The sequence below is a fragment of the Streptomyces corallincola genome, from assembly GCF_019104725.1.
In the GTDB taxonomy this organism is placed as follows: Bacteria; Actinomycetota; Actinomycetes; order Streptomycetales; family Streptomycetaceae; genus Streptomyces; species Streptomyces corallincola.
Genome location: NZ_JAHRXF010000003.1, coordinates 97,149 through 109,868, shown reverse-complemented (window position 1 = coordinate 109,868; position 12,720 = coordinate 97,149). Strand labels below are relative to the sequence as shown.

The following is a 12,720-nucleotide window of genomic DNA, read 5'->3' as shown; positions in this document are numbered from 1 at the left end:
TGGGGCTAACGTCGGGAATCGACAGGTTTCGTACAACGTTCAACCTCATGGAACGCGCAGCCCCACAGAACGCTCACCCGCACAGTCGGCGCGGCGCCTTACCCGAAGGCCGCGCCCGTCCCTCAAGGAGTCAGGTCATGGGAATCTTCGGCCGCAAGGACAGCACCCCCGAGACCACCACCGACGCACCGGCCGCCGCCGACGCCGGTCTGGCCTCGCTGACCGGTGACTGGACCATCGACCCCGCGCACACCACGGTCGGCTTCGTCGCGCGGCACGCGATGGTCACCAACGTCCGGGGCCGGTTCACCGACTTCACCGGCACGCTGCACCTGGACGGCGCCGACCCGTCCCGGTCCACCGCGACGCTGGACGTCCGCATGGACAGCATCGACACCGGCAACCCGGACCGCGACGGCCACCTCAAGACCGCCGACTTCTTCCGCACGGACGAGTTCCCGACCATGACGTTCCGCTCCACCAAGGCGGAGTCGCTGGGCGGCGACGACTACCGGATCACCGGTGACCTCTCGCTGCTCGGTGTCACCAAGCCGGTCACCATCGACCTGGAGTTCAACGGCGCCGCCAAGGACCCGTTCGGCAACGACCGCGCCGGGTTCGAGGGCAAGGCGGAGATCCTGCGCTCGGAGTGGGGGCTGACCTGGAACGCGGCGCTGGAGACGGGCGGTGTCGTGGTCTCCGACAAGATCAAGCTCCAGTTCGACGTCTCCGCGATCCGCAACGCCTGACGCCCCGCGCCTCCGGCGGGCGGAGCTGTCGGGCGGTGCTGTCGGGCGGGTGACGGAGGACTTCGGCGGGCGCGGCGCACGGGCACCCGGGGCTCAGAAGCCCCCGCCGAAGTCCCCTCCCCCGCCTCCGCCGTCGAAACCGCCGCCCCCGTCGAAGCCGCCGCCGTCCCCGAACCCGCCGCTGAAGTCGCCGGGGTCGAAGTTCGCGCCGGACACGTCACCGCCCTGGTAGCCGTCGAAGCCGCCCCCGAAGTCGCCGTACCCGCTGCCGTAGTCGGCCGCGTAGGCGGGGGCGGACATCAGGCCGCCGAGCATGGTGCCGACGAGCAGACCGGGCAGCAGGCCGCCGCCGAAGTAGCCGCCCGCCCACGGGCCGTACGCGGGACCGGCGTCCCAGTAGGGGCGGCGGCCGTACTCGGTCTCGACCTCGCGGACCGCCGGGTCGCGGCCGTCCGCGAGCCGGGCGGCGTCCGCCGCGCAGACCGGCACCTCGCGGGCCGCGCCGCCCGCCGGTGTCCAGGCCGCGTCGGTGACGGACGGGCCGTGCCGGGGGTCGAAGAAGCAGGGCGGGCGCCGCTCGGGCAGCGGGCGTCCCTCGCGCCGGGCGGCGAGCAGCGCGAGCGAGAACCGGCCGTCCTCCAGCGCGCCGGTGACACCGCGCACGTCCTCGGGCTTCCGGGCGTCGGCCATGTACTGCTTGGCCTTCTCGTAGGCGTCCAGCGCCCGTTCGTAGTCGCCGCGCATCGCGTCGTCGGCGCCGGCCTCGGCCGGGTGGAAGTCGAGCCGGTCGAGTTCCTCGCCGAACGCGGTGATGTCCTCGTCCACGACCACGCGCAGCCGCTCCAGCGCCACGCGCTGCTCCTCGGCCCGGCGGCGCCGGTTGCGGCGGACCAGGGCGTAGGCACCCGCGCCGCCGACGACGACCACGGCCGCCACGCCGATCAGCGCGGCCGGGGAGCTCCCGCCGCCGGAGCCGCCGCCCCAGGACGCGGGCGCGTGCCCGCCCATGCTGGTCAGGGCGCGGTCGGTGAAGTCCGCCAGCTGCGCGGACGCCGATTCGCCGCGCACGCTGGAGACGAGGTTCTCCCGTGCGGTCGGGGCGAGCACCGAGGCGTCGGCGCGGGCGTCGAAGCGGTCCCCGAGGCGTATCGCGTACAGACCGGTGATGCCGGTGGCGGTGCGCAGGTCGGCGAAGAGGTTCTCGGTGGGGTAGTCCGCCGGGAGCACCGCGACGAACAGCGGTTTGTCCGCGGCCCTGATCCGGTCCGCGAGGCGGTCGGCGTCGGCGGCGGACAGCTGGGAGGCGGCGGCGGGATCGACGTAGACGGGGTTCTCGCGCAGGGCGTCCGCGACGGTGGACACACTGGGCGTCGCCCGGGAGACGCCGGCCGAGCCGCTCGCGGCGCCCGCCGCCGGTGCGGCGGCGGTCAGCAGGACCAGCGCCAGCACCGCCAGCAGCAGTGCGGGAAGACTCCGGGACCGCTGGACACAGGTCATGTGTTCGACGGTACCCCGAAGCCTCCCCGCACGGGACACGCGGACCGGCGCTACGCGGCCCGGTACGCCTCGGTCAGCTTCTGCACCGCCTTCGCGTAGTCGCCGGTGAGCAGCAGGTGATCGGCGTCCGCGAAGGGCTTGGACACCGCGGCGGTGAGGTGCCCGTCGGCCTTCTGCTGGACGATCAGCCGCGCCTGGGCGACCAGTTCACGCCCGAGCCGGTCCGCGTGCACCCGCGTCGCCGCCGTGGCCGCGATCTTCAGCGCGGCCAGCGTGACCGCACCGCCGCGCGGTACGGAGCCGAGCGTGGTCAGGCCCCAGCCGTACGGGAACTGCGGGTCGTAGGAGGTGTCGCCCACGTTGATCGGGAGCTGGGCCTCGGACCTGGGCCAGGTCACCGGGAGCTGCCCGGTGAACGCCCGCCTGCCGTAGAGCACGTCGGCCACGCCCGCGCCCTCGGTGCCCGGCAGCCAGGAGGCCACCAGGGCGTCGATGGAGCCGAGCCGGTCCCCGACGAGCTGGGGGCGCCCGGAGACGATCAGCACGGCGCACTTCATCGCGGCGCACACCTTGTCCACGGCTGCCCGGTCGGTGGCCGACAGGTTCATGCTGTGCCCGTTGCCGACGTCGCCCATGCCCTCGGCGTACGGGGTCTCCCCGACGACGACCACACCGACGTCGTAGCCGGAGGTGGGCGCGGAGGCGTCCTTGGAGTAGGTGACGTTCCCGCCGGCCTCGCGCATGCCCTTCAGGATGGTGGTGCCGGGGGTGATGTCGCCCGAGCCGCCCTGCCAGGTGATGGTCCAGCCGCCGGACTGGTTGCCGATGTCGTCGGCGTTGGACCCGGCGACGTACACCTTCTGGGACTTCTTCAGCGGGAGCAGACCGCCCGCGTTCTTCAGCAGCACCTGGGACTCGGCGGCGGCCTGCCGGGCGACGGCGCGGTGGGCCGGGGAGCCGATGTCGGCGGCGCCGCTGGTGTCCGCGTAGGGGTGCTCGAAGAGGCCGAGGCGGAACTTCTGGGTGAGGATGCGGCTCACGGCGTCGTCGATGCGGGCCTGGCTGATCCGTCCGGCTTTGACCTCGTCGATGAGCGTGCCGGAGAACTCCCTGTAGGTGTAGGGCACCATCATCATGTCCAGCCCGGCGTTGACCGAGAGCCGGACGTGCGAGGCGTAGTCGCCGGGGAGCTGGTCGATGGCGTTCCAGTCGCTGATGACGAAGCCGTCGAAGCCCATGCGGTCCTTGAGCACGCCGTTGATCATGTCGGCGCGAGCGTGCATCTTCACCGGGCCCTGTCCGTCGCCGGTGATGTCCAGCGAGGAGTAGGACGGCATGACCGAGCCGACGCCCCGGTCCACGGCGGTCTGGAACGGCGCCAGGTGGACGGCCTCCAGTTCCTGCCGGGTGACGCGGGTGACGCCCTGGTCGATGGGGTAGCCGCCGCCCGGCTTGGGCTCGTAGGAGGTGCCGCCGTCGCCGACGAAGTGCTTGGCGGTGGCGAGGACCTTGTCGCGGCGGGCGAGGTCGCTGCCGTCGGCGCGGCCCTGGAGGCCCTGGATCACGGTCTCCATCGACTGGACCAGCGCGGGGTCCTCACCGAAGGACTCGTAGGAGCGGCCCCAGCGTTCGTCACGGGTGACGCAGAGGCAGGGGGCGAAGTCCCAGGGGACGCCGGTGGCGCGGACCTCGGCGGCGGCCACCGCGCCCGTCCTCTCCGCGAGTTGGGGGTCGCGGGTGGCGCCGAGGCCGATGTTGTGCGGCAGGACGGTGGCGCCGGTGAGGTTGTTGTGGCCGTGCACGGCGTCCACGCCGTAGATCAGCGGAATCTGGAACCGGCTGGCCTGGGCGCGCAGTTGGAAGCCGTCGATCATCTTCGCCCACGCCTGCGCGGTGTTCGGGGTGGGTGTGGAGCCGCCGCCGGAGAGCAGGGAGCCGAGGCCGTACACGGCGATGTCGCCGGGGGCGGTCATGGCGCCGCGTTCGGCCTGGGTCATCTGCCCGGCCTTCTCGGCGAGGGTCATCCGGCCGAGCAGGTCCGCGACGCGCTTCTTCACCGGCAGCCGGGAGTCGAGGTACGGCAGCCCGTGGGCGTCGATGACGACCTGCGGGTTCTCGGCGGGTGCCTTGGCGCCGGTGACGGTCAGCTTCACCGGGATGGTCTCGGCGTTCTCGGCGGCGGAGTCCTTGAGGGTGGGCACCGTCAGGGTCCGCGCGGTGCCGGAGGCGGTACCGGTCGGGAAGGTCAGGGTGCCGGAGGCGGGCCGGTAGTCCTTGCCCGGCTCGGCGGTGCCCTCGCCGGTGGCCCAGGCGACGGTGACGGGCTCGGTGAGCGCGCCGGAGCCGGTGGCGCCGACGGTGACCCGGACGGTGGCGGTGCCGCCCTCCTTGACCGGGTAGACGGCGGCGTCGGTGGTGACGCCGACGCTCAGCGACTGGTCGGCGCGGCCGTACAGTTCGACGCCGTCCATCGCGAAGTCGCCCTTGGTGCCGGGCGGGAGGGTGACGGCGTAGCCCCACATCTGGGTCAGGCCGAGGATGTGGTCGATGCCGCCGACCGGCTGGTAGTCGGTTCGATAGGTGAAGTCGGAGAACGGGATCTCGACCTGTTTCCAGCCGGTGAAGTCGTCCGTGAACGAGGTGGTCCACAGCTCGGACGCCTCGCCGTTGGCACCGCCGTCCTTGATCTCGAACGCGAACTTCTTCCCGTTGTTCCGGCCCTCCCACCAGAACCGGATGCCCTTGCGGGCGGACCAGTCGTGGGCGGGCGCGGTGGCCGCGTAGTCGTGGGTGAAGCCGCCGTAGCCGCTGATGTCGTAGCTGCCGGACAGCACCTTGGCGCCCTCGGGGGCGTCGGGGCGGGCGTCCAGCCTGAGGGTGGGCGGGTCGTCGGCGTCGCCTCCCCAGGTGAAGATCCCCTCGGCGGGCTGGGCGGCGAACGGCACCTCGCCCTCGAAGCGGTCCACGGGCACGGGGGCGGGATCGCCCTCCGCACCCGCCGCGGCGGTCGCCGCGGCCATCGGCAGCGTCGCGGTCAGCAGCGCGGCGGTGAGGAGCAGGGCGGTTCTTCGCATGTACCTTCCCTCGGCTCAGATTTCACTCAGGACTTAGATCACGCCGTGAGTTAACTGGGCCGCCACGGGACCGTCAAGAGTTCACGTCAGAAGTGGTGCGCGGGGTCCAAGGGATCAACGGGCGGCTGGATCACGGGAGTTGTGTCTTCGAAAAGTGAATGCGCGACCTCTTGACGCGCTGGTGAAGCAGTCATTTACTCACGGCTCGCACGCCCCATACCCCCACCCCAAGAAGGGCGGCGCTCCATGACAGGACGCCTCCGCGCGGCCCGGCTGCTGGTCGCCGGGCTGCTCACCACCGCCGGGCTCGCCACGCTCGGCGCCCCGGCCGCGCACGCGGCCGGTGAGCAGGTCACCGCCTACCTCACCACCACCGACGACGACGCCGGACGGCATGTCGTACGCGGTCTCCAGGCACAGACCCCGTTCGCGTTCCAGGCCGGAGCGGGCGGTGGCGGCGAGAACATCACCGTGGACGAGAACACCCGCTACCAGACCTTCACCGGCGGCGGCGCGTCCTTCACCGACACCGCGGCCTGGCTGATGAACGGCAGCGGCGCGCTGTCGCAGTCCACCCGTGACGCCACGATGCGCAAGCTGTTCTCCCCCACCGACGGCATCGGGCTGTCGTTCCTGCGCAACCCGATGGGCGGCTCCGACCTCGCCCGGTACGGCTACACCTACGACGACGTGCCCGCGGGACAGACCGACCCCTCGCTGACCCGGTTCTCCCTCGACAACGACCGGGACGTCCTCCCGCTCACCAAGCAGGCGCTCCAGCTGAACCCGGCGATCACGGTGATGGCCTCGCCCTGGTCGGCGCCCGCCTGGATGAAGGACAACGGCAGCCTGAACCAGGGCTGGCTGAAGTCCGAGAACTACGGCACCTACGCCTCGTACTTCGTGAAGTACCTCCAGGGGTGGAAGGCGCAGGGCGTCAACGTCCAGTACGTCAGCGTGCAGAACGAGCCGACCTGCTGCGGCGGCTACGAGTCGATGAACTGGAACGGCAACGGGCTGGCCTACTTCACCAAGTCCGAGCTGCTGCCCAAGCTCCAGGCGGCCGGGCTGTCCACCAAGGTCCTGGCACTGGACTGGAACCCCGACAGCTACGACGCGTACGCCGCCCAGACCGTGGACGACGCGGCCGTGCGCAACCACCCCAACTTCGGCGGCATCGCCTGGCACGGCTACCTCGGCAACGTCGGCACCCAGACCGACATCCACAACCGGTACCCGACGATGGACGCGTTCGACACCGAGCACTCGGGGGGCGGCTGGATCGTCAACCAGCAGCGCGAGGACATGAACAACATCATCGACTACACCCGCAACTGGGGTAAGTCGGTGGTCAAGTGGTCGCTCGCCGTGGACCAGAACAACGGCCCGCACAGCGGCGGCTGCGGCAACTGCACCGGCCTCATCACCGTTCACAACGGTGACGGCGCGAGCGGTCAGGTGGACTACACCGTCGAGTACTACACGATGGGCCAGCTCACCAAGTTCGTCCGGCCCGGCGCCCAGCGCATCGCCTCCACCGCGTCCGGCCAGGTGCCGAACGTCGCCTGGCGCAACCCGGACGGCAGCAAGGCGCTGATCGCGTACAACGACTCCTCCGGCGCGAAGACGATGACCATCAACTGGGGCGGCCAGCACGCCACGTACACCCTGCCCGGCAAGACCTCCGCGACCTTCACCTGGGGCGGTACGCAGTCCGGCGGAGGCGGCGGGGGCGGCGGCACCGCGAAGACCGGTTCCTTCGTCGGGCTCGCCGGGAAGTGCCTCGACGTCACCGACGGGTCCAGCGCCAACAGCACGCCGGTGCAGATCTGGGACTGCACCGGCGGTACGGCCCAGAAGTGGACCGTCCAGGCCGACGGCTCCGTCCAGGCCCTCGGCAAGTGCCTCGACGTCACCGGCGCCTCCACCGCCGACGGGGCGAAGGTCCAGATGTACGACTGCAACGGCACCGGAGCCCAGCAGTGGACCTACAACTCCGGCGCGGGCACGCTGGTGAACTCCGGCTCGGGCAAGTGCCTGGATGTCACGGGCAACACGTCCGCCAACGGTACGAAGACACAGATCTGGTCGTGCACCGGTGCGGGGAATCAGAGCTGGCGTCTCCAGTGACCCCGCGCTGACCCCGGCGGCCCACCGCCCTCCCCGACCGGGGGGGGGCGGTGGGTCTCCTCGGGCTGTGGGGGCGAGGGGGGCGGAGCGTCCGGGCGGGGCGGATGTGGCCGAAAGTTTCGGGCGAGTGGGTGGAAAACAGGGCGCGGGAACGCCGGACGCCTCATCGTGGGGGGATGAGCACCGCACAGGATCTGCTGATCGTCGCCCTGGAAATACCGTCCACGCACCCCGTGCAGCAGGGGGACCTGTCCCTCGCGCTGGCCGGTGCGGAACTGATCGACCTGTTGGAGGCACGCACCCTCACCCTGGACGCCGAACTGATCGTACCGGCCCCCCTGAGACCCTCCACGGGGGACGAACTGCTGGACAAGGCCGCCGCCGAGCTGCGCACGGAGCCCCCGTACGAGAACGTCGAGGAGTGGCTGTGGCGCAGGGGCAGCGGCCTGGCCGCCGTCTACGCGGGGGCGCTCGCCGCGCAGGAGGACCGCCCCGCGCCCCTGTCGTTCCGCCGCCTGTTCCACCGCGGCGACCCGGACGCCCGCCCGGAGACGCCCCGTACCCCCGCCCGGCTGCACGCCACGGAGCGCTGGAACGCGCACGACCCGGTGCTGGTCGCCCTCGCGGGGGCGCTCGGCATCGAGGACGCGCCCCCGTCCGAGCGCACCGACCCGCCCGCGGGTGAGGACACGGACGCGGTGGAGACCGTCCTCGCGTCGGTGGGCGACGCGCTGACCGAGCTGGAGGCGGTCCGCCAGCGCCGCCAGATCGAGCAGGACGCGTACGACAACGTGTGGCGGGCGCCCTGAGCGGCCGGGCGCCCGGCGCGCACGCCTACGCGGCGGGGTCCACCCCGGCCCGCAGCAGCCCGTAGGTGTACGCGTCCTCCAGCGCCTGCCAGGACGCGGCGATGACGTTCTCGGCGACGCCGACGGTGGCCCACTCCCCCGACCCGTCGGAGGTGGAGATCAGTACCCGTGTGGTGGACGAGGTGCCGTGGACGCCCTCCAGGATGCGCACCTTGTAATCGACGAGGCCGAGCTTGGCGAGCTGCGGGTAGATCTTCTCCAGGGCCACCCGCAGCGCCCGGTCCAGCGCGTTGACCGGCCCGTTGCCCTCGGCGGTGGCGACGATCCGCTCGCTCTTGGCCCACAGCTTGACCGTGGCCTCGTTGGCGTGGGTCCCGTCGGGCCGGTCCTCCACGATGGCCCGCCAGGACTCCACGTCGAAGTACTTCAGCGGGCGCCCCTCCGCCTCGGCGCGCAGCAGCAGCTCGAAGGAGGCGTCGGCGGCCTCGTAGGTGTAGCCCTTCAGCTCGCGTTCCTTGACCCGCTCGACCACCCGGCCGACCAGTTCCCGGTCGCCGCCGAGGTCAATGCCGAGTTCCTTGCCCTTCAGCTCGATCGAGGCGCGTCCGGCCATGTCGGAGACGAGCATCCGCATGGTGTTGCCGACCCGCTCGGGGTCGATGTGCTGGTAGAGGTCGGGGTCCACCTTGATCGCGGAGGCGTGCAGCCCCGCCTTGTGGGCGAACGCGGAGACACCCACGTACGGCTGATGGGTGGAGGGCGTCAGGTTGACGACCTCGGCGATGGCGTGCGACGTACGGGTCATCTCGCGCAGCCGCCCGTCGGGCAGCACCTTCTTGCCGTACTTCAGCTCCAGCGCGGCGACCACCGGGAACAGGTTGGCGTTGCCGACCCGCTCGCCGTAGCCGTTGGCGGTGCACTGCACGTGCGTGGCGCCCGCGTCCACGGCGGCGAGGGTGTTGGCGACCGCGCAGCCGGTGTCGTCCTGGGCGTGGATGCCGAGCCGGGCGCCGGTGTCGGCGAGGACGGTGGCGACGACGGCGTGGATCTGGGCGGGGAGCATCCCGCCGTTGGTGTCGCAGAGGATGACGACGTCGGCGCCCGCCTCGGCGGCGGTCCGGACGACGGACTTCGCGTACGCGGGGTTGGCGCGGTAGCCGTCGAAGAAGTGCTCGCAGTCCACGAACACCCGGCGGCCCTGTTCCCGCAGGTGGGAGACGGTGTCGCGGACCATCTCCAGGTTCTCGTCCAGGGTGGTGCGCAGGGCGAGCTCCACATGCCGGTCGTGCGACTTGGCGACCAGGGTGATCACCTCGGCGCCGGAGTCGAGCAGCGCCTTGACCTGCGGGTCCTCGGCGGCGCGGGCGCCGGCGCGGCGGGTGGCGCCGAACGCGACGAGCTGGGCGTGGGTGAAGCGGATCTCCTGGCGGGCGCGGGCGAAGAACTCGGTGTCCCGCGGGTTGGCGCCCGGCCAGCCGCCCTCGATGAAGCCGACGCCGAAGTCGTCCAGGTGCCGTGCGATGGCGAGCTTGTCCGCGACGGTGAGGTTGATGCCCTCGCGCTGCGCCCCGTCGCGCAGCGTGGTGTCGAAGACGTGGAACGAGTCGTCCAGCTCGTTGGTTGCCGTCTCGGTCATGTCTCAAGGCTCCTGATGGTCACTGCTTCGGTCATACCGGATGGACCGGCTCCACCGTCCCCTGGCCTCCGTCGCGCCGCCGTTCCCGGGTGTGGGTGGGCCGGAAAACGAAAAAACCCCTCGCGGGTGCGAGAGGTCTGCGCGCGGGTCGAGGACGACGGTGTCCACTCGCACCTGGTCGTGCGGGATGGTCACTGCGGACCGGCGCGCCTGCTGCCGATAATCATGGCGAACGAGGGCACGTGGCCAGTCTGGCACAGCGGGAGCGGCGGTGGACCGTTTGTCTCAGGATGCGGTCCGCTCGGCGGTGCCGGGACCACCGGCGAGCGGCGCGCGGGGGCCGCCCCGGACGAGGGAGGTCCGGGGCGGCTCGGGGGTGCTTCAGCCGGAGGGGAGGGCCGGTGCGGCCGGGGGGTCAGGCCAGCTCGTGCATCCAGCCGTGGGTGTCCTCGGCGGTGCCGCGCTGGATGTCCAGGAGGGCCTGGCGGAGCCGGAGGGTGACCTCGCCGGGTTCGCCGCCGCCGAACTGCCACGCGGCGCCGGAACGCTTGACCGTGCCGACCGGGGTGATGACGGCGGCGGTGCCGCAGGCGAAGACCTCGGTGAGGGTGCCGTTCTCCGCGTCGCGCTGCCACTGGTCCACGGAGACCCGGCCCTCCTCGGAGGTGTAGCCGAGGTCACGGGCGACGGTGAGCAGGGAGTCGCGGGTGACGCCCTCCAGGATGGAGCCGGTGAGGGTGGGGGTGACGATCCGGTCGCCGTACACGAAGTACAGGTTCATGCCGCCGAGTTCCTCGACCCAGCGGTGCTCGACCGCGTCGAGGTAGCAGACCTGGTCGCAGCCCTTGGCGGCGGCCTCGGCCTGCGCGAGCAGGGAGGCCGCGTAGTTGCCGCCGGTCTTGGCGTCGCCCATGCCGCCGGGGACGGCGCGGACCCGGTCCTCGGAGACCCAGATGGAGACCGGCTTGACCCCGCCGGGGAAGTACGCCCCGGCCGGGGAGGCGATGACCAGGAACAGGTACTCGTTGGCGGGCCGGACACCGAGGCCGACCTCGGTGGCGATCATGAAGGGGCGCAGGTAGAGCGACTCCTCGCCGCCGTGCGCGGGCACCCAGTCCCGGTCCTGCCGGACGAGCGCGTCGCACGCCTCGATGAACGTCTCCACCGGCAGCTCGGGCATGGCGAGCCGCTTGGCGGAGCGCTGGAAGCGCAGGGCGTTGCGGTCCGGGCGGAAGGTGGCGACCGAGCCGTCGGGCCCGCGGTACGCCTTGAGGCCCTCGAAGATCTCCTGCGCGTAGTGCAGGACCTGCGTGGCCGGGTCGAGCGGGATCGGCGCGTACGGGACGAGCTGTCCGTCGTGCCAGCCGCGGCCCTCGGTCCACTTGATGGTCACCATGTGGTCGGTGAAGTGGCGGCCGAAGCCGGGGCTCGCCAGGATCGCCTCGCGCTCGGCGGCGGCGAGCGGGTGGGCGGAGGGCTTGAGCTCGATCGTGGGCGTCGTCGGCGTCGTCGGCGTCGTCGTCATGGGTGTGTTCCTTCACCGGTTGTAGTGACGGGCCGCGCTCACGTCCGGCGGGTCCGGCTCCGCCGGTGCGGTGCGTGGACGTCCGGGCGTTCCCTCGGCGCGGCTCCGCGTTCGATTATCGCGCGCGGCAGGCGACCGGTAGGAATCGGGGTGAATGCGGCCCGAGGTCTGATGGTGACACCCGGCGACGGCATGGGAAAGCCGCCGGGCGCGGTGGCGACCCGGCGGCGGTGTGGCGGCGGGTCAGCCGGCTACGCGTACCGCGAGCGCGTCGCCGATCTCGGCGGTACCGCGGACCGGGCCGTCGCCGCGGGCGGCGAGGTCGGCGGCGACGGCCGCGTCGATGCGGTCGGCCTCGGCCTCGTGGCCGAGGTGGCGCAGCAGCAGGGCGACCGAGAGCACCGTGGCGGTGGGGTCGGCCTTGCCCTGGCCCGCGATGTCCGGGGCGGAGCCGTGCACCGGCTCGAACATGGACGGGTAGTCGCGGGCGGGGTTGATGTTCCCGGAGGCCGCGACGCCGATGCCGCCGGAGACGGCCGCGGCGAGGTCGGTGATGATGTCGCCGAACAGGTTGTCGGTGACGATCACGTCGAACCGCTCGGGCTGGGTGACCAGGAAGATGGTCGCCGCGTCCACGTGCAGGTAGTCCGTGGTGACGTCCGGGTACTCGGCGGCGACCTTCTGGAAGATGTCCGTCCACAGGTGTCCGGCGAAGGTCAGCACGTTGTTCTTGTGGACCAGCGTGAGCTTCTTCCGGGGCCGGGCCTGGGCACGGGCGAAGGCGTCGCGGACGACACGCTCGACGCCGTACGCCGTGTTCACCGAGACCTCGGTGGCGACCTCGTGCTCGGTGCCCTTGCGGATGGTGCCGCCGTTGCCGGTGTACGGCCCCTCGGTGCCCTCGCGGACCACGACGAAGTCGATCTCCGGCTGCCCGGCCAGCGGGCTGGCGACACCGGGGAGCAGCTTGGAGGGCCGCAGGTTGACGTGGTGGTCGAAGGCGAACCGGAGCTTCAGCAGGAACCCGCGCTCCAGCACCCCGGACGGCACCGACGGGTCCCCGATGGCACCGAGCAGGATCGCGTCGTGCCGCTTGAGCGCGTCCAGGTCCGCGTCGGTGAGGGTGTCACCGGTCGCGTGGTAGCGCCGGGCCCCGAAGTCGTACTCCCTGGTCTCCAGCTTCACGTCCTGCGGCAGGACGGCCGAGAGAACCTTGAGCCCCTCGGCCACGACCTCTCGGCCGATGCCGTCACCGGGAATCACTGCGAGATTGATGCTGCGAGCCATGCCCGGCACCCTA

8 protein-coding genes are annotated in these 12,720 nt (G+C 71.9%); 3 read left to right on the top strand and 5 right to left on the bottom strand.

The window, feature by feature from the left end; all coding sequences use genetic code 11:
* The first annotated feature begins 137 nt into the window (after positions 1–137).
* Positions 138–749: a YceI family protein gene (locus KUM39_RS03460; RefSeq protein WP_217783854.1), complete on the top strand. Its 612-nt coding sequence runs from the start codon at positions 138–140 to the stop codon at positions 747–749.
* A 93-nt stretch (positions 750–842) separates the two neighbouring features.
* Here KUM39_RS03460 and KUM39_RS03455 read toward each other — a convergent pair whose 3' ends face one another.
* Entirely contained in the window at positions 843–2,246 is a 1,404-nt protein-coding gene (locus tag KUM39_RS03455; RefSeq protein ID WP_217783853.1) for a hypothetical protein, read from the bottom strand.
* Positions 2,247–2,296: 50 nt separating this feature from the next.
* Complete coding sequence (locus KUM39_RS03450; RefSeq protein WP_217783852.1) at positions 2,297–5,320, bottom strand: glycoside hydrolase family 3 protein; 3,024 nt, start codon at positions 5,318–5,320, stop codon at positions 2,297–2,299.
* Positions 5,321–5,566: 246 nt separating this feature from the next.
* On the opposite strand from KUM39_RS03450, the gene KUM39_RS03445 reads away from it, so the two are divergent.
* Both KUM39_RS03445 and KUM39_RS03440 read left to right on the top strand, forming a co-directional pair.
* A complete protein-coding gene (locus KUM39_RS03445) occupies positions 5,567–7,450 on the top strand; it encodes an RICIN domain-containing protein (protein ID WP_217783851.1) in 1,884 nt (627 codons plus the stop codon).
* Positions 7,451–7,626: 176 nt separating this feature from the next.
* Positions 7,627–8,259, top strand: coding sequence for a GPP34 family phosphoprotein (locus KUM39_RS03440; protein WP_217783850.1), 633 nt, complete (start codon positions 7,627–7,629; stop codon positions 8,257–8,259).
* Between the two features lie 25 nt (positions 8,260–8,284).
* On the opposite strand, the gene cimA is transcribed toward KUM39_RS03440, so the two are convergent.
* From cimA to KUM39_RS03425, 3 genes are all read right to left on the bottom strand, one after another.
* Positions 8,285–9,895 carry a citramalate synthase gene (cimA, locus tag KUM39_RS03435; RefSeq protein WP_217783849.1) on the bottom strand — a complete coding sequence of 537 codons (1,611 nt, stop codon included), beginning with the start codon at positions 9,893–9,895 and terminating at the stop codon, positions 8,285–8,287.
* A gap of 415 nt (positions 9,896–10,310) precedes the next feature.
* Complete coding sequence (locus KUM39_RS03430) at positions 10,311–11,420, bottom strand: branched-chain amino acid aminotransferase (protein WP_217783848.1); 1,110 nt, start codon at positions 11,418–11,420, stop codon at positions 10,311–10,313.
* A gap of 243 nt (positions 11,421–11,663) precedes the next feature.
* The gene (locus tag KUM39_RS03425) at positions 11,664–12,707 is read right to left on the bottom strand and encodes a 3-isopropylmalate dehydrogenase (protein WP_217783847.1); all 1,044 of its coding nucleotides are present in this window, start codon (positions 12,705–12,707) and stop codon (positions 11,664–11,666) included.
* Positions 12,708–12,720: the final 13 nt, after the last annotated feature.